This is a genomic window from Methylobacterium sp. PvP105 (assembly GCF_017876975.1).
Classification (GTDB): domain Bacteria; phylum Pseudomonadota; class Alphaproteobacteria; order Rhizobiales; family Beijerinckiaceae; genus Methylobacterium; species Methylobacterium radiotolerans.
Genome location: NZ_JAGIPA010000001.1, coordinates 6,323,509 through 6,340,480, shown reverse-complemented (window position 1 = coordinate 6,340,480; position 16,972 = coordinate 6,323,509). Strand labels below are relative to the sequence as shown.

Annotated in this window: 16 protein-coding genes; 6 read left to right on the top strand and 10 right to left on the bottom strand. The window is 73.6% G+C overall.

Features of this window, described 5'->3' with window-relative positions; translation table 11 throughout:
• Positions 1 to 170: 170 nt before the first annotated feature.
• The 6 genes from J3A75_RS30760 to J3A75_RS30735 all read right to left on the bottom strand — a co-directional run bounded on the left by J3A75_RS30760 (position 171) and on the right by J3A75_RS30735 (position 6,041).
• Positions 171 to 830, bottom strand: a complete 660-nt coding sequence (locus tag J3A75_RS30760) for a hypothetical protein (RefSeq protein ID WP_209650894.1) — start codon at positions 828 to 830, stop codon at positions 171 to 173.
• A gap of 77 nt (positions 831 to 907) precedes the next feature.
• The gene (locus J3A75_RS30755; protein WP_209650893.1) at positions 908 to 2,254 is read right to left on the bottom strand and encodes an LLM class flavin-dependent oxidoreductase; all 1,347 of its coding nucleotides are present in this window, start codon (positions 2,252 to 2,254) and stop codon (positions 908 to 910) included.
• A gap of 19 nt (positions 2,255 to 2,273) precedes the next feature.
• Positions 2,274 to 2,816 carry a cupin domain-containing protein gene (locus J3A75_RS30750; RefSeq protein ID WP_024828543.1) on the bottom strand — a complete coding sequence of 181 codons (543 nt, stop codon included), beginning with the start codon at positions 2,814 to 2,816 and terminating at the stop codon, positions 2,274 to 2,276.
• A gap of 19 nt (positions 2,817 to 2,835) precedes the next feature.
• The gene (locus J3A75_RS30745; RefSeq protein ID WP_024828544.1) at positions 2,836 to 3,774 is read right to left on the bottom strand and encodes an ABC transporter substrate-binding protein; all 939 of its coding nucleotides are present in this window, start codon (positions 3,772 to 3,774) and stop codon (positions 2,836 to 2,838) included.
• Positions 3,774 to 4,868 (bottom strand): LLM class flavin-dependent oxidoreductase, encoded by a 1,095-nt coding sequence (locus J3A75_RS30740; RefSeq protein ID WP_209650892.1) that lies wholly within the window; start codon positions 4,866 to 4,868, stop codon positions 3,774 to 3,776. The genes J3A75_RS30745 and J3A75_RS30740 overlap by 1 nt, the downstream gene beginning before the upstream one ends.
• A 27-nt stretch (positions 4,869 to 4,895) precedes the next feature.
• Positions 4,896 to 6,041 carry an acyl-CoA dehydrogenase family protein gene (locus J3A75_RS30735; RefSeq protein ID WP_209650891.1) on the bottom strand — a complete coding sequence of 382 codons (1,146 nt, stop codon included), beginning with the start codon at positions 6,039 to 6,041 and terminating at the stop codon, positions 4,896 to 4,898.
• A 488-nt stretch (positions 6,042 to 6,529) separates the two neighbouring features.
• On the opposite strand from J3A75_RS30735, the gene J3A75_RS30730 reads away from it, so the two are divergent.
• Genes J3A75_RS30730 through J3A75_RS30720 form a run of 3 tightly spaced genes read left to right on the top strand, consistent with a single transcriptional unit; the run spans position 6,530 to position 9,428 of the window.
• On the top strand, positions 6,530 to 7,630 hold the full coding sequence (locus tag J3A75_RS30730) for an ABC transporter substrate-binding protein (protein ID WP_024828547.1): 1,101 nt from the start codon (positions 6,530 to 6,532) through the stop codon (positions 7,628 to 7,630).
• 8 nt (positions 7,631 to 7,638) lie between these two features.
• Complete coding sequence (locus J3A75_RS30725) at positions 7,639 to 8,643, top strand: ABC transporter permease (RefSeq protein WP_029359528.1); 1,005 nt, start codon at positions 7,639 to 7,641, stop codon at positions 8,641 to 8,643.
• On the top strand, positions 8,637 to 9,428 hold the full coding sequence (locus J3A75_RS30720) for an ABC transporter ATP-binding protein (protein ID WP_012321748.1): 792 nt from the start codon (positions 8,637 to 8,639) through the stop codon (positions 9,426 to 9,428). Before J3A75_RS30725 ends, J3A75_RS30720 begins: the two co-directional genes overlap by 7 nt.
• 14 nt (positions 9,429 to 9,442) lie before the next feature.
• On the opposite strand, the gene J3A75_RS30715 is transcribed toward J3A75_RS30720, so the two are convergent.
• From J3A75_RS30715 to J3A75_RS30700, 4 genes are all read right to left on the bottom strand, one after another.
• Entirely contained in the window at positions 9,443 to 10,801 is a 1,359-nt protein-coding gene (locus tag J3A75_RS30715; RefSeq protein ID WP_043074812.1) for an MFS transporter, read from the bottom strand.
• Positions 10,802 to 10,841: 40 nt separating this feature from the next.
• Positions 10,842 to 11,753, bottom strand: coding sequence for an amidohydrolase family protein (locus J3A75_RS30710; protein WP_209650890.1), 912 nt, complete (start codon positions 11,751 to 11,753; stop codon positions 10,842 to 10,844).
• A 4-nt stretch (positions 11,754 to 11,757) separates the two neighbouring features.
• Positions 11,758 to 12,993, bottom strand: a complete 1,236-nt coding sequence (locus J3A75_RS30705) for an MFS transporter (protein ID WP_209650889.1) — start codon at positions 12,991 to 12,993, stop codon at positions 11,758 to 11,760.
• 86 nt (positions 12,994 to 13,079) lie between these two features.
• Positions 13,080 to 13,820, bottom strand: a complete 741-nt coding sequence (locus J3A75_RS30700; RefSeq protein WP_053621886.1) for a GntR family transcriptional regulator — start codon at positions 13,818 to 13,820, stop codon at positions 13,080 to 13,082.
• 159 nt (positions 13,821 to 13,979) lie between these two features.
• Here J3A75_RS30700 and J3A75_RS30695 point away from each other — a divergent pair, with 159 nt between their 5' ends.
• The 3 genes from J3A75_RS30695 to katG all read left to right on the top strand — a co-directional run bounded on the left by J3A75_RS30695 (position 13,980) and on the right by katG (position 16,924).
• On the top strand, positions 13,980 to 14,219 hold the full coding sequence (locus tag J3A75_RS30695; RefSeq protein WP_012321743.1) for a hypothetical protein: 240 nt from the start codon (positions 13,980 to 13,982) through the stop codon (positions 14,217 to 14,219).
• Positions 14,220 to 14,279: 60 nt separating this feature from the next.
• Entirely contained in the window at positions 14,280 to 14,459 is a 180-nt protein-coding gene (locus J3A75_RS30690; protein WP_012321742.1) for a hypothetical protein, read from the top strand.
• A 146-nt stretch (positions 14,460 to 14,605) separates the two neighbouring features.
• The gene (gene katG, locus J3A75_RS30685) at positions 14,606 to 16,924 is read left to right on the top strand and encodes a catalase/peroxidase HPI (protein WP_012321741.1); all 2,319 of its coding nucleotides are present in this window, start codon (positions 14,606 to 14,608) and stop codon (positions 16,922 to 16,924) included.
• Positions 16,925 to 16,972: the final 48 nt, after the last annotated feature.

Sequence of the window (16,972 nt, the reverse complement as noted above, 5' to 3'; positions counted from 1 at the left end):
AGGTTCGCCCGTCCAGAGGATCGGCCGCGCGCTCGAAAGCGTGGCCCCACCCGGCTGTGTCGGAGGAACGTCGGGGCGGGGCCACACCGACGGCGAACCGTCGGCGGATCGAGCATGTCACCGGTCGCGCCGGCGCGAACTTACCTGTGTCAGATCCCGCGCCGCAAGTCTCAGCGATCCGATTTCGGCAGCAGGTTGCGGGCCTCTTGCACGGCGTCCCGGCAGCCCTGGTCGCCCTTCGCGTTGAGGTCGACGGCGCGCTGGAGGGCGGTTTTGGCCTGCGAGACCTTGTCCTCCGACGCGAGGCCCGGCGCGGCCTTGGCGTCGCCGCCCTGCGCGGCCGCGGCGGCCGCCGTCGGCCGGTTCTCGGACTGGCGCCGGACATCGTCCGGCGAGGTCGCGACCCGGCCGCTCGCCACGTCGTCGGCCTGCCCCTTGCCGCTCGCCGCCCCGACCGGTCCCGACACACCGCCCACGGTGCCGGGCGTGCCGCCGCTCTCGCGGGAGGCCCCGCCCTTCTGGGCGCGGTCCGTGTCGGGCGTGCCGACCGGCTTGGCCGCGCTACCCGTGGTGGTGCCCGTGGTCGTGCCCGTGGTCGTGCCCGTGGTCGTGCCGGCCGTCTGCCGGCTCGCGGCGTTCTCCGGCCCCTTGCGCTGCCCGTAATCGGGCTCGGAGGTGGGTGCCCCCATCCCGACTTGGTTGCCCATGTCCCGCCTCAGCTGGGCGATGGCGTCCGTGCAGGGGCCGCCCTCCTGGGCGAGGGCGGCGGCCGGGATCGTGGTGAGGGCGGTCAGGGCCGCGGCCCCGCGAAGTAGGTTGAACAGGCGCATACAGGTTCCCTTCAGACGCTTGGGATCACCTGTGGTTCAACCCCCGCTTCTCGGCGTTGTTCGGCGCCCGGCCGCGCTCATGCGGGTGGCGGGGCGCCGGGCGGGAAGAAGCGGTTGGCCGGTCGCGCGAGGCCGAGATGGTCGCGCAGCGTCGTTCCCGCGTAGTCCCGGCGGAACAGCCCGCGCCGCTGCAACTCCGGCACCAGCCGGTCGACCACGTCGTCGAGCCCCTCGGGCACGAACGGGAACATCACGTTGAAACCGTCGCAGGCGCGCGTCTCCAGCCATTCCTCCATCCGGTCGGCCACCTGCGCGGGCGTGCCGACCATCTGCAGGCCGCCGTAGCCGCCGACCTTGCGGGCGAGCGCCCGCACGGTCGCGCCGGTGCGCCGGGCGTAGTCGACGATCTGGGCCTGCCCGCTCTTGCTGGCGTTGCTCTCGGGGAGCTCCGGCAGCGGCGCGTCGAGGTCGAAGCCCGTCGCGTCGACGCCGAGGCGGACCGAGAGGTTGGCGAGGCCGCTGTCGGGATGGACGAGGTCGTCGAGGCGCGCCTTCTTGGCCCGCGCCTCGTCCTCCGTCTGGCCCAGGACGACGAAGCAGCCGGGCAGGATCTTGAGCTGGTCCGGGTCGCGCCCCGCCGCCGGCATCCGACCCTTCACGTCGGCGTAGAAGGCTTGCGCCGCCTCCAGGGTCGAGCCCGCGCCGAACACCATCTCGGCGGTCTCGGCGGCGATCTGCTTGCCGGCCTCGGAGGCGCCGGCCTGGACGATCACCGGCCAGCCCTGCACCGGCCGGGCGACGTTGAGCGGGCCCTTCACCTTCAGGAAGTCGCCGCGGTGGTCGAGGACGTGCATCTTCGCCGGATCGAGGAACAGGCCGCTCGCCGGATCCATCGTGAAGGCGTCGTCGGCGAAGGAATCCCACAGGCCGGTCACCACGTCGAAGAACTCGCGGGCGCGGGCGTAGCGGGTGGCGTGCTCCAGATGCGCGTCGCGGCCGAAGTTCAGGGCCTCGTCCGGGTTGCCGGAGGTGACGAGGTTCCAGCCGGCCCGCCCCTTCGAGATGTGGTCGAGGGAGGCGAACTTGCGGGCCACGTGGTAGGGCTCGTTGTAGGTGGTCGACGCGGTGGCGATCAGGCCGATCCGCTCGGTGAGCACGGCGAGCGCCGGCAGCAGGGTCAGCGGGTCGAACGACGTCACGGTGGCCGAGCGGCGGAGTGCCGCCACCGGCATGTTCATCACCGCCAGATGGTCGGCCATGAAGAACGCGTCGAACTTCGCGGCCTCCAGCCGCCGGGCGAAGTGCGCCAGGTGCTCGAAGTTGAAGTTCGCGTCCGGATAGCCGCCCGGATAGCGCCACCACGCGGTGTGGATGCCGACCGGGCGCATGAAGGCGCCGAGATGCAGCTGGCGGTCCCGGCTCATCGCTGTCCGCTCCGGTCTCTCACGGATGCTTGTGGATCGGGTCGACCCAGTACACGGTCTCGGGCGCCTCGGCGGCCTCGACGTCGGGCAGGTTGACCACCACCGCCTCGTTGTCGGAGCGCACCAGCACGCAGTGCAGGGGCTCGTCGGTCGAGGCATTGATCTCCTGGTGCGGCACGAAGGGCGGCACGAAGATGAAGTCGCCCGGCCCGGCCTCGGCGACGTATTCGAGCCTGTCGCCCCAGCGCATCCGGGCGCGGCCCGAGACCACGTAGATCACGCTCTCCAGTTCGCCGTGGTGGTGCACGCCGGTCTTGGCGTCGGGCTGGATCGCCACCGTGCCGGCCCAGATCTTCTGGGCGCCGACCCGGGCGGCGTTGATCGCCGCCTGCCGGTACATGCCGGGCGTCTGCGCGGTGTTGGCGTCGAGCCGGTCGCCGGGGATCACCCGCACGCCGTCGTGCTTCCAGCGCTCGGACGCCCCGTGGTCGTGGGCGTGGGCGTGGTCCTGCGCGTGGCCATGTTCGTGCGCGTGGCCGTGGTCGTCGCCGCTGTCGTGCATGTCGGATCCTCCCGCGCCATCATTGCACGGCGGCGGCGGTTTGCGAGACGCTCGTGTCGAGGATCGCCTCGGCCCGCGGCGCGCGGGCCTTCGGGATCAGCCCGGCGCGGACGTAGAGATCGATGCTGCGCTGCTCGTCGGCGATCACGGACGCGTCGATCGGGACGGCCCGGTAGGCGGCGCGGCCGAACCAGCGCAGCGGCACCGCCTCCGGCAGGCCGATGAGCTTCGACCAGACGGACGCGTAGGGCTTCGGATCCGTCAGGGCCCAGGCCCGGGCGCGGGCGAGGCGCGCGCCGAAATCGGCGAGCAGCGCCCGCTTGGTCCGGATCGCGTCGTCGCTCGCCACCGCGAAGGTCAGGCCCGGGGTGATGCCGTTGCCGTCGCGGATCACCCGGACGAGGCCGGCGAGCTCCGCCGTGGAGGTGTAGGGCTCCCAGGTCGACCAGGCGTCGACCGCCCCGGAAGCCAGCGCGATCTTGGCGTCGGCCGGCGGCAGGAAGCTGAAGGTCACGCTGTCGGCGGGCAGCCCCGCCTCCTCCAGCGCCGCCAGGACCACCTGATGGCCGATCGAGCCGCGGTTCGTCGCGACGCGCTTGCCCTTCAGGTCGGCCACGGTGCGCAGGGGCGATTCCTTCAGGACCAGGATCGCCAACCCGTCCTGCCGGTTGCGGAAGGCCAGGAAGGCCTTCACCGGCACCCCGGCGGCGGCCGCGAAGGTGAAGGGCGCGTCGCCGACGCCGCCCGCGTCGATCGCGCCGGCGTTCAGCGCCTCGAGCAGGGGCGCGGCCGCCGGGAACTCGCTCCAGTCGAGCCGGTAGGGCAGCCCGTCGAGCACGCCGGCCGCCTCCATCAGCGCGCGGGCATTGCCGCGCTGGTCGCCGACCCGCAGCACGTCCTGGGCCTGCGCCGGCCGGACCGCCAGGAGCGCCAGCAGGGCGAGGATGACGGCGCGCATCAGGCGGCCTCGGCGGCGCCGCGGCGCCCGAGGGCGTCCCGGAAGGCGGGCAGCAGCGCCCGGCCGTACTGGAGCGCGTCCTCCAGCGGGTCGAAGCCGCGGATCAGGAAGGTCCGCACGCCCAGGTCGTGATAGTCGAGCAGGGCGTCGGCGACCTGCTCGGGGGTGCCGACCAGGGCGGTCGAGTTGCCCGCCGCCCCGGTCTCGGCCGCGATGGCGGTGAACAGGCGCTTGTCGTGGCGCGGCCCCGCGGCGGCGGCCGCGAGGAGCCGCCGGGAGCCCTCGTTCTGCGGCGTCGCGGCCGGGCCGAGGCCCTTGGCGGCCCGGACGGCCCGGGTCCGGGCCAGGATGTCCTCGGCGCGCTCCCAGGCGCGCGCCTCGGTCTCGGCCAGGATCGGCCGGACCGACAGGCTGAAGCGCGGCGCCCGCCCGTGGGGCGCGGCCGCCGCCCGCACCCGGCCGATCAGCTCGGCGACCTGCGCGTGCGTCTCGCCCCAGAGCGCGTAGGTGTCGGCGTGGCGGCCGGCCACCGCCAGCGCCGCCGGCGAGGCGCCGCCGAAATAGACCGGGATCGCGTTGACCGGCTTCACCTCGGAGAAGCCGCGCTCCACCCGGTAGTGATCGCCCGCGTAGTCGAACGGCTCCGCGGCGGTCCAGCTCTGCCGGACGATGTCGAGGAACTCCCGGGTGCGGGCGTAGCGCGCGTCCTTGGTGAGGTGGTCGCCGTCCTGGGCGAGTTCCCGGTCGTCGCCGCCGCTGATCACGTGGATCGCGACCCGGCCGCCGGTGAGCTGGTCGAGGGTCGCGAACTGCCGCGCCGCCACGGTCGGTGCCGTGAAGCCGGTGCGGTGGGCGATCATCAGCCCCAGCCGCTCGGTCACGGCGGCGACCTGCCCGGCGAGCAGGAGCGCGTCCGGCGTGGTCGCGTGGAAGGCCACCAGCACCCGGTCGAACCCGCCCCATTCGTGCGCCTGCGCCAGGAGCTTCAGGTAGTCGCGGTCGATGGACGGCCCCGCCGCCGGGTGGATCTCGGAGGTGTGGCGGGGCGCGACGAAGCCGATGAACTCGACGGCGTCGGGGGGAAGCAGGCTCACGGGGCGATCTCCGGGTCGAGGGCGGGTTCAGGCGCCGAGGGCGGCCCTGCCGGCGGCGGCGCGGACGGCGTCCCCTTGCGGCCAGTGGATGCGCGCGCACAGGACGTCGCGCAGGTGCCGCTCCAGCGGGTTCGCCCGGGACAGGCCGGCGTTGCCGCACAGCTCCGCGGCGCGCTGGACCGCCGCGACGGCGTTCTCCGTGGCGGTGAGCTTCACGAAGCCGGACTCGCGCGGCGGCGAGGGATGTCCCGCGTCGACCTCGGCGGCGAGCCCGGCGACGAGGCGCGCGTTGACGGCGAGCAGCCGCTCGTTCTCGCCGACCGCCTCGTGGAAGCGCGGCAGGCTCGCGAGCGGCGCCCCGAGGCTGCCGGGCCGGCGCGCCCGCAGGAAGCCGATGAACCAGTCCTGCGCCGCCCGGGCCACGCCGTCGTAGAGGGCGGCGAGCAGGGTGCAGCTCCAGGCCTGCTGCCAGGGATCGGGGCCCGACCAGCCGCCCGGCGGCCGCAGGTCGACGGCGTGGTCCCCGGGGATCGGCACGTCCGTGAAGTGGACGTCGTGGCTGCCGGAGGCGCGCAGGCCGAGATGGTCCCAGGTCTCGGCGATGCGGATGCCCGGCGCGTCGAACGGCACCAGGACGTTGCCGGTGCGCGGCTCCGCCTCGTCGGTGCGGACGAAGACGAGGCCGTAGGCGAGCCCCGGCGCGCCGGTCGCGTAGATCTTGTGCCCGGAGATCCGCCAGCCCGCGCCGTCGCGGCGGGCGACCGTGGCCGGCAGGCCGCCCCGCGCGGGCGTGCCGAGTTCGGGCTCGACCCGCAGGGCGTTGATCAGCGCCCCCCGCGCCACCGCCGCCGCGCCGACCGCGTCGGCGAGCGCGCGCGGCCACGGGGTATCCGGCCGGTGGATCAGCCCGTGCTGGAGATACTGCATCGCCACGACCAGGGCGGTCGCCGGGTCGGCGGCGCCGAGCGCCCGCACCAGAGCGGCGGCCCGCGCGAGGCCCGCCCCGCCGCCGCCGAGACGCCGCGGCACGGTGAGGGCCAGGAGACCGGCCTCCCGCAGCGCCGCGAGGGAATCGTGCGGGAAGGTCCCCGCGCGGTCGTGGTCGGCCGCGCGGGCGGCGAGCCGCCCGGCGAGGCTGCTGACGATGTCGGGGGGCGGGACGGCGACGGTCATGGGGTGTTCGGCGACGTGATCGGCGGGCGGCCGCGCGGCGCCATCCCGGGAGCCGCGATGGTCCGCCCGGACCCAGATCGCGTCAACGGAATGCCGTTCCGAATATTCATGGATCGGCAGGAGGATGTTGCCGCGTCGTCGGTCGGCGAAGAAGAACGGTCTCCGCCCACAGGGGGCCGGCATCGAACCTTTCCCCGTCATCGTTCGGCATCCCATCATCGAGAGACAGACGAACGACGCCCCGTGCCGATGAGCCGAGCCGCCCGAGCGCCGCGCGACGGCGCCGATCCGTGAATGATCTTACCCGATCGCGCGAAAATAGAGGAAACGCTTTCGTTGACTCGGTCTCGCAGCGATCGAATACTCGGCACCCTGATCCCTCGACGGATCATTCCCGAAGACGAGGACGCCAGATCCGCCCGGTCGCGCGACCGGGGCGGTGACGCGCGCCGTTCCCGCCGCGCGGTCGCGCGGCCCGGAGACCCGAGATGACCGACGCGCCCTCCCGACCGGGCAGCCCCTCCTCCGATCCCGCGCCCTCCCGGCGGCGCCTGCTGCAGGTCGGCGCCGCGGCCGCGGCCCTGCCGCTCGGCCTCGGCATGGGCACCGGCCGCGCCTGGGCGCCCGGACCGGGGGCACCGTTCGATCCCGGCCCGCTCTGCCGGCCCGCCGCCGCGGAGGCGCCCGCGGGCCCGCTCCGGACCGTGAAGCTGGCCTGGAACGCCACGGCCATCTGCACGGCGGCCGCGCCGCTCGCCAAGGAGCAGGGGATCTTCGCCCGGCACGGCCTCGACGTGGAGTTCGTCAATTTCGGTGGCTCGACCGAGGCCCTGCTGGAGGCGATTGCCACGGGCAAGGCCGATGCCGGGATCGGCATGGCCCTGCGCTGGCTCAAGCCCCTGGAGCAGGGCTTCGACGTGAAGATCACCGCGGGGCTGCACGGCGGCTGCCTGCGGCTGCTCAGCGCCAGATCCTCCGGCATCGCCGACATCGCCGGGCTGAAGGGCAAGACCATCGCGATCAGCGACCAGGCGAGCCCGGCCAAGAACTTCTTCGGCCTGCTGCTCGCCAAGGCGGGGATCGACCCGGAGAGCGGGGTGGAGTGGCGGCAGTACCCGGCCGACCTGCTCAACCTCGCGGTGGAGAAGGGCGAGGCGCAGGCGCTGGCCGATTCCGACCCGCGGACTTGGATCTGGCTGAAGGACCCGCGCTTCACCGAGGTCGCCACCAACCTGTCCGGAGAATACGCCAGCCGGACCTGCTGCGTCGTGGCGGCCCGCGGCAGCCTGATCCGGAACGACCGCGCGGTGGCGCGCGCGCTGACCCGGGCGATCCTGGAGGGTGGCCACGCCGTCCACCGGGATCCCGAGGCGGCGGCCCGGGCGTTCTCCGGCTACGGCGGCAAGGGCTCGATCGCGGATCTCGCCGCGATGCTGCGCAGCCAGCAGCACGGCGATAGCCCGGTCGGCGGGGATCTCAGGCAGCAGCTCGCGCTCTACGGGGACGAGTTGAAGCAGGTGAACGTCCTGCGGCGATCCACCGACACGGCGAAGTTCGCCGAGCGGATCTACGCCGACGTGCTGAGCTGAGGCGCGCCATGTCCGGAAGCATCGCCGCCGGCGTCGCCCCGCGGGCCGCCGCCCCGTCCCGAAGGCTGCCGCGGCCGCCCTGGCGGATCGTCCTCGCGGGTGCCGCCTGGCTCGCCCTGGCCGGGGTGACCCTCGGCCTGCCCGAGGCGGACGACCTGCCCGAGACCGCGGCCCTCGGCTCCGGGGCGGCGGCGCTCGGCCTCGCCCTCCTGGTCTTCGCGCCCGCGGCCGGCCGCCTCGGCACCCTCGGGGTGCGGCTGCGGCACGGGAGCCCCTGGTTCGCGGTGCTGGCCCTGGCGCTGATCGCCTGGGAGGCGGTGACGGCGAAGCTCGCCCTGCTGCCGATGCCGTTCTTCCCCTCGCCCCAGGCGATCCTGGAGGTCTTCCTCGATGACTGGCCGAAGCTCGGCGGCAGCATCCTCAATTCCCTGATCCTGCTCTCCGGCGGCTACGCCATCGGGGCGGCGACCGGCTTCGTCCTGGGCGTCGCCATCGGCACCTTCCGGGCGGTGGGCTACTGGGCCCATCCGGTGCTGCGCTTCGTCGGGCCGCTGCCGGCCACGGCGTGGCTGCCCCTCGCCTTCTTCGTCTTCCCGTCCTCGTGGTCGGCCAGCACCTTCCTGGTGGCTCTGGCCACCGGCTTCCCGGTCACGGTGCTGACCTGGTCGGGCGTGGCGGGCGTCAACAAGGCCTATTTCGACGTGGCGCGGACGCTCGGCGCCTCGCGCGGCTTCCTGATCCTGCGCGTGGCGATCCCGGCGGCGCTGCCGCACGTCTTCGTCGGGCTGTTCATGGGGCTAGGCGGCTCCTTCGCGGTGCTGGTCGTCGCCGAGATGCTCGGCGTGAAGTCCGGCCTCGGCTGGTACCTCCAGTGGGCGCAGGGCTGGGCCGCCTACGCCAACATGTACGCGGCGCTGATCGTGATGGCGCTGATGTGCTCGTCCCTGATCACGCTGCTGTTCCGCCTGCGCGACCGCCTGCTCGCCTGGCAGAAGGGGCTGGTGCAATGGTAGCCGCCGCGACCCTCGAACGCCCCGAAGCCGGCGCGGCCGGCGCCCGCCTGACGGTCGAGTCCGTCAGCCACGCCTTCGCGATCCGCGGCGCGCCCCTGCCGGTCCTCGACCGGGTGAGCCTCGACGTGGAGCCCGGCGGCTTCGTCGCGCTGCTCGGCCCCTCGGGCTGCGGCAAGTCCACCCTGCTGCGGCTCGTCGCCGGCCTGGAGCCGCCCGACCAGGGCGCGATCCGGGTCGACGGCGACCTCGTGGAGGGGCCGGACCCGTCCCGGCTCCTCGTCTTCCAGGACCCGACGCTCTATCCGTGGCGGACCGTGCGCGGCAACGTCGCCCTCGGGCTCGAGGCCCGCGGCGTCGGGCGGTCGCGGGCGGCCCGGGTCGACCGGGCGCTGGGGCTCGTCGGCCTGTCCGGCTTCGCGGATGTCTACCCGCACCAGCTCTCCGGCGGCATGGCGCAGCGGGCGGCCCTCGCCCGGGCGCTCGTCAACGAGCCGCGCCTGCTGCTCCTCGACGAGCCGCTCGGCAAGCTCGACGCCCTGACGCGGCTGGCCATGCAGGCCGAGATCCTGCGGCTCTGGCAGGAGAAGCGCTTCACCGCGCTCCTCGTCACCCACGACGTCGAGGAGGCGCTGGTCCTGGCCGAGCGCGTGATCGTGCTCTCCGACCGCCCGGCCGCGATCCGGGCCGCGCTGCCGGTCGCGGTGCCCTATCCGCGCCACCGCGACGATCCCGAGATCGTGCGGCTGCGCCGGGAGATCCTGGGAATCCTCGGCCAGCCGGCCTGAGCGTCGCCGCCGCTTCAGCCCCGCGCCGCCGACGGGGCCGCCCCGACGGCCGCTGCCCGCGGCCGGTGCCGGCCGATCCAGAAGACCAGGGCGCAGCCGGCGCCGGTGAGGGCGCAGAGCGGGAGCAGGGCGACGGGGAAGCTGCCGGTCTGCTCGCGCAGCACCCCGATCAGCGAGGTGATCGCCCCGGTGCCGAGATGCGCCAGGGTGTTGATCGCCGCGATGCCGGCGGCCGTCTGGGCCGGCGGCAGCGTCTCGGTCGCCAGGGCGAAGAACGGGCCCTTGATCGCGTAGTTGCCGAGCAGGACCAGCGAGAGCAGGACCAGCGTCATCCAGAGCGAGCCGGTCAGCAGCGTCAGGGCGAAGCTCACCGAGGTCAGCGCCAGCGGCAGGGCCGTGCTCCAGATCCGCTCGCCGCTGCGGTCCGCCCGCAGGCCCCAGACGATCATGAAGACCGAGGCGATGCCGAACGGGATCATGTTCAGCAGGCCGGTCTGCAGGTTGCTGAGGCCGAACCCCTTGAGGATCTGCGGCATCCACAGCGACAGCGTGTTGCTGGTGGCCGAGCTGCCCGCGTAGATCACGGCCAGCAGCCAGACCTGCCGGCTCGCGAGCACCGCCCAGACCGCCGCGAGGCCGTGGGCGTGGTGCCCGGCGCTCGCCTCCGCGGCGCGCCGCTCGGCCTCCAGCCGGTCCGTCAGCCAGCCGCGCTCCGCCGGGGTGAGGAAGGTCGCCTCGGCCGGCCGGCTCGGCAGCAGCGCGAGGGCGGCGACGCCGAGCAGGACGGCCGGGACCGCCTCCATGATCAGCAGCCACTGCCAGCCGCGCAGGGACGCGGCGCCGTCCAGGGTGAGCAGCGCCGCCGAGAGCGGCGAGCCGAAGAAGCTGGAGAGCGGGATCGCGACCATGAACATCGCCACGATCCGCGCCCGGTAGGCCTTGGGGAACCAGTAGGTCAGGTACAGGATCACGCCCGGGAAGAACCCGGCCTCGGCCGCGCCCAGCAGGAAACGGGCGGTGGCGAAGCTGACCGGACCGGTGACGAAGGCCGAGCCGATGCCGACGAGCCCCCAGGTGATCATGATCCGCGCGATCCAGATCCGCGCGCCGACGCGCTCCATCGCGAGGTTGCTCGGCACCTCGAACAGGACGTAGGCGACGAAGAACAGGCCGCCGCCCAGGCCGAAGGCCGCGGCGGAGAGGCCCAGATCGTGGTTCATGGTCAGCGCCGCGAAGCCGACATTGACCCGGTCGACGTAGGCGATGAAGTAGCAGAGCACGAGGAAGGGGATCAGGCGCAGGCCGACCTTCCGCATCGTTCGGCTCTCGAAGGCGGCCGCGTCCGCCGCGTGTGGCGTGGTCGGTGTTGCCATGGTCCTGTCCTCGCTGGAATTCGGGCGGGCGCGCCCCGGCCTAGCGGTCGAAGCGGAAGAGTTCGGCGGGCGTCTCGGCCAGGACGATCCGGCGCTCGGCCGGGTCCGGCACCCAGGCGTCGAGGTCGCGCCGGGCCTCGGCGGGGCTGGCCTGGGTCTCGAACTGCGTGTGCGGCCAGTCGCTGCCCCAGAGCAGGCGCCGCGCCCCGAAGGCGCCGCGCAGGCGCTCGGCGGCCTGCAGCGCCGTCTGCCGGCCGGCCTCGCCGCTGCCGATGCGGTAGGCGCCCGACAGCTTGACCCAGACGCGGCCGCCGCGGCCGAAGCCGAGCAGGTCGGCGAAGCCCGGATCGGCGATGCCGAGGGCCGGGTCGATCCGGCCGAAATGGTCGACCACGACGGGGACGCCCGCCTCGACCAGCGGCGGCAGCAGCCGCGCGAGGCGCCGCGCCTCGGCCTGGACCTCGATCTGCCAGCCGAGATCCGCCACCCGCGCGAGGTGGGCGCGCCAGACCGGGCCGGCGAAGTCCGGGTCCGGCCGCCCGATCAGGTTCAGGCGCAGGCCGACGACGCCCTGCCCGGCGAGGTCGCGCAGCGCGGCGGTCTCGGCCTCCGGGGCCAGCACGGCGATGCCGCGCAGCCGCTCCGGCGCGGACCGCAGGGCCGAGACCATGTAGCCGTTGTCGGTACCGAGGAAGCTCGGCTGGATCAGCACGCCGCGCGCCATGCCGTTCCGGTCCAGCATGGCGCGGTAGTCGGCGATGCTCGCGTCGTAGTCGGGGGCGTAGCGGCGGTCCCCCGTGAGGGTGAGGGACCGGGTGAAGACGTGGGCGTGGGTGTCGACCGCCGCCACGCCGTCGCCGGCGGAGCCGGGCCCGGCCGCGCGGCCGCGGGCCGGAAGCGCGAGCGTGACGCCGCCCGCGAGCAGGGTGCGGCAGAAGCGGCGCCGGTTCATCGGATCATCTCACGGTCTGGGGGATCAGCGCGCCGCCGGACTGCCGATCCGGCAGGAGCGCGACGGCGAGGAGGACGAGCCCGTAGGCACCGAGGGCCGACAGGCCGATCGCCGGGCCGAGCCCGAGGATCTCGCTGAGCAGGCCGACGCCCAGGGGCAGCAGGCCGGAGGCGAGGCGGCCGGCGTTGTAGCAGAAGCCCATCCCGGTCCCGCGCAGGCCGTCCGGGAAGAGCTCGCTGAACAGGGCCGCGAGGCTCGCGGGGATGCCGGCGGTGCAGAAGCCGAGGGGGGCCCCGAGGAGGAGCAGGCCCGTGCCGCCGACCGGCAGCAGCAGGTAGACGACGACCAGCGCCATGCAGCCGGCCGCGTAGAGCGCCACCGTCCGGCGCCGCCCGAGCCGGTCCACGAGCCCGCCGGCGACGAGGCAGCCGAGGCCGAAGGCCGCGATGATGATCGCGAGGTAGAGCCCGGTGCCGAGGACCGAGGCGCCGCGCTCGACGCTCAGGTAGGTGGGCAGCCACGTGAACAGGGCGTGGAAGCCCCCGTGGGCGCCCAGGCCGAGCAGCGTCGCGAGCACCGTGACCCGGCGCAGGCCGGGCGCGAAGATCGCGAGCGATCCGGCCGGCGGCCGGGCCGGCCTTCCGACCGGCCGCGCCGGCTCCGGGACCGAGCGGCGCAGGTAGATCAGGAGGAGCGCGGGCGCGAGGCCGCAGGCGAACAGGGCCCGCCAGGCGGTCTCCTGATCCAGCACCGAGAAGGCCGCGGTGGCCAGGAGCACGGCCGCCCCCCAGCCGAGGGCCCAGCCCCCCTGCACGGCGCCCAGCGCCCGGCCGCGGTGCTCGGGCCCGATCGCCTCCGCCATCAGCGCGGCGCCGGCCGCCCACTCGGCGCCGAAGCCGATCCCCTGCAGCGCCTTCAGGGTCAGCAGCTGGGCGAAGCTCTGCGCGAAGGCCGCCAGGAAGGTCGCGACCGCGAACCACAGCACCGTGATCTGGAGGGCCCGGACGCGGCCGATCCGGTCCGCCGCGAGGCCGCCGAGCCAGCCGCCGAGCGCCGCCGCGACGAGCGTGACCGCGCCGATCAGGCCGGCCTCCGAGCGGCTGAGCCCGAAGCTCGCGACCAGCGCGGGGATGGCGAGGCTGAACATCTGCACGTCCAGGGCGTCGAGCGACCACCCGCCCAGACAGGCCCAGAAGGTGCGACGCTCGGCCGGACCGACGTCGCGGTACCAGCGGAACACGGGCTTTCCTCCGCCCTCCGAAGAGGACTAGTCATTTATATGAATAAATGAGCACGCGCGCGCCGGCGCGTCAAGGCGCCGGCCTCTCAGCGGATGTCGACGTGATACCGGAAGTCCTTGGCCGCACCGCGGGTCACGCGCCACTCGATCGGGCGGGCGTCGAAGCCGAAGGCGAGGCGCTCGATGACCACGACCGGGTCACCGTCCGCGATCTCGAGGCGCTCGGCCTCGGTCGCGTCGGCGATGCCGACGGTCAGGGTCTCCTCGGCGCGGGCGACGATCTCGCCGCAGAGGCGCTCGTAGGCGGGGTAGAGGAGGTCGCCGATCTCCGTCAGCGGGGCCGTCAGGATCGGTGCGAACCGTGCGGCCGGCAGCCAGATCGCCTCGGACAGGATCGGGCGGCCCTGCAGGTGGCGCGTCCGGATCAGGCGGATCGCCGCGCCGCGCGCGTCGAGACCGAGGGCCTCGCGTGCGGCCGCGGGGGCCGGACGGGCCTCGCGCGACAGGATCCGCCCCTCCGGCACCGCCTGCGTGCCGTCCGGCCCGAGATGCCGGAAGAACCGGAACAGGGACCGGTCGAAGCGCGGCCGCCGCACGAAGGTGCCGCGGCCCTGCTGACGCTCGACGAGGCCGTCGGCGACGAGGACGTCGATCGCCTTGCGCACGGTGCCGATGGCGACCCGGTGGGTCGCCGCCAGCTCCGCCTCCGTGGGGATCGGCTCGCCCGAGCGCCAGACGTTGCGGGCGATCTGGAAGGCGATCTCGTCCCGCAGGCGCTGATAGAGCGGCAGACGGAGATCGGGCTGCGGCGCGGACGTTGCGGTCATGTGTATGACTGTATGACCAACGCCGGCGGACGCCAATGGGTGGCACAGCGGTGTCGGCGTGCCCGAGGGGCCGGTCCACAGCGTCGCAGGACTGGACCTATCCGCGGGGTCGCGGGTTCTCGCCGGGATTTCCCGGAACCAACCTCCAGCGAGGCGCGGATGGTCGAACGTCACACGGCCCAGGAGAGCCGACAGGGCCGGCGCGGCAGGCCGGTGCTGGTCGTGCTGCTCGTCAGCGTGGGGCTCATGATCGCCGCCCTGGCCGGGCTGATGATCTGGCAGGGTGAGACCGCGCCGCCCGATTACGCCAGCCAGAGCCAGGCCGCCGCCCGCACGGCCGTCACCGGCTCCGGGAGCGGCGCGGGCGCCGCGCCGTCCGGCCCGCGGTCCGCGCCCTGACCCACGACGACGGGCACCGGCGGCCTCGCCCGGCCTTCGAGGGGAGCCGAGACGTCCCTCATGACGCTCGACGACGCCCCCAAGACGAAGGGTAATGCCCGGGCGCGGGCCCGCGTCGACGTCGAGTCGACGCCGTCGCTCGGCGATGCCGGCGACAGGGCTGATCGCGACAACGTCATCGCGATCATTGCGCGGTCGTCGACCGGGCACCCGGGCAAGACTTCGGCGACCCGAACTTGATCCCGCCGGGAACCGCCTCATTTCGTCACGAGGCTCGAGCGCGACGGGAAGCGCCTGAGGGTTCGGACCGCCTGCACCGCCCAACGCCGTCGACGTCCGAGCCCCGCGCGCCCGGTCGTCGCGCAACACCCAAGGGGGACCACTCGATGAGCGAGACGATCGACAAGACGGACACGACGACGTTTCACATGGAAGGCAAGTGCCCGTTCGGCGGCGACCGGATCGGCGGCGCCCTCGGCAACCGGCCGACGCTGGAGAACTGGTATCCCCATCGCCTGCGGGTGGAGGTGCTCCACCAGAACGGGCTGGCGGCCGATCCCCTCGGCCCGGATTTCGACTACGCGGCCGAGTTCGCCAAGATCGACTTCGAGGCGCTCAAGCGCGACATCAAGCAGTTCCTGACCTCGTCGGTGGACTGGTGGCCGTCCGACTACGGCAATTACGGCCCGCAGATGATCCGGATGGCCTGGCACTCGGCCGGCACCTACCGGATCGCCGACGGGCGCGGCGGCGCCGGCACCGGCCTGCAGCGCTTCGCCCCGATCTCCAGCTGGTGGGACAACGGCAACACCGACAAGTCGCGGCGCCTCCTGCAGCCGATCAAGCACAAGTACGGCAACGCCCTGTCGTGGGCCGACCTGATGGTGCTCACCGGCAACTGCGCCCTCGAGATCATGGGCCTGCCGACCTACGGCTTCGCCGCCGGCCGCCTCGACGCCTGGGAGGCGGACAACGCCACCTACTGGGGTCCGGAGGTGGTCGAGATGGGCTCGGTCTCGAGCTTCGACGACATGGTGAACCGCGACAAGCGCTGGCGAGGCAAGAACGGCGACGCCGATTACGACCTGGAGAACCCGCTGGCCGCCTCCCACCAGGCGCTGATCTACGTGAACCCGGAGGGCCCCTACGCGAGCGGCGACCCCCTGGCCTCCGCGCGCGACATCCGGATCACCTTCACCCGCATGGCGATGAACGACGAGGAGACGGTGGCGCTGATCGCGGGCGGGCACGCCTTCGGCAAGAGCCACGGCATGACCCCCGCCAAGGAGATCGGTCCGCCCCCCGAGATGGCGCCGATGGAGGCGATGGGCCTCGGCTGGCACAATCCGAAGGGGTCCGGCGCCGGCAAGGACACGATGACCAACGGCATCGAGGGCAGCTGGACGCCCGATCCGACCAAGTGGGACAACGCCTACCTGGAGAATCTCTTCAGGTTCGAGTGGGAGCAGACCAGGAGCCCGGCGGGCGCCCTCCAGTGGACGCCCAAGGATCCCGACGCGCCGAAGACGCCGGACGCCCACGTCGCGGGCCAGATGCACCCGCTGATGATGATGACCTCCGACATCGCCCTGAAGGTCGACCCCGACTACCGCAAGGTCTGCGAGAAGTTCCTCAACGACTTCGACGCCTTCACCCAGGCCTTCTCCAAGGCGTGGTACAAGCTGACCCACCGCGACATGGGTCCGAAGCACCGCTACCTCGGCCCGGAGGCGGTGATCGAGGACGGGCTCCTGTGGCAGGACCCGCTGCCCGAGCGGGACTACGCGCTCGTCGGCGAGGCCGAGATCGCCGCGCTGAAGCAGGCGATCGCCGCGACCGGCCTGTCGGTCTCCGATCTCGCCTTCACGGCCTTCTCGGCGGCCTCGACCTACCGCGACAGCGACAAGCGCGGCGGCGCCAACGGCGGCCGCCTCGCGCTCGCGCCGCAGAAGGACTGGGCCGTCAACCGGCGGGCCGCGCCCGTGGTCGAGGCCCTGCGCGGCGTGATGGCGACTTTCAACGACGGGCGCAGCGACGGGAAGAAGATCTCGCTGGCGGACCTGATCGTGCTGGGCGGCTGCGTCGCCGTGGAGAGGGCGGCCCGCGACGCCGGGGTCGAGACGCCGGTCCCGTTCACGCCGGGCCGGGTGGACACGACGCAGGCGCTCACCGACCTCGAGATGTTCGAGTGGCTGAAGCCGGTGGTGGACGGGTTCCGCAACTACGTCGACGACGGCTTCGGGCAGATGACGCGCAGCGTGTCGCCGGAGGAGATGTTCCTCGACAAGGCCAACCTGCTGACGCTGACGGCCCCGGAATGGACCGTCCTGACCGGCGGCCTGCGCGCGCTCAACGCCAACCACGACGGGTCGAACCGGGGCGTCCTGACCGACCGGGTCGGGGTGCTGACGACCGACTTCTTCCGCAACCTGACCGACGTCGACCTGGTCTGGGAGAAGGCGGACGCGGACGGGATGACCTTCGCGCTCAAGGACCGCGCGAGCGGGCAGACGAAGTTCGAGGCGACCCGCAGCGACCTCGTCTTCGGGTCGAACGCGCAGCTCCGGTCCATCGCCGACGCCTACGCGGGCAGCGACGGCCAGCGCCGCTTCGTGGCGGACTTCGTCAAGGCCTGGGACAAGGTCATGATGCTCGACCGCTTCGACGTGAAGGGTCACCGGCGCTACGGGCCGATGGCGGCCTGAGACCCGCCATCGGGACCGCCCGCGCCTCCCGGCGCGGGCGGTCCCTCA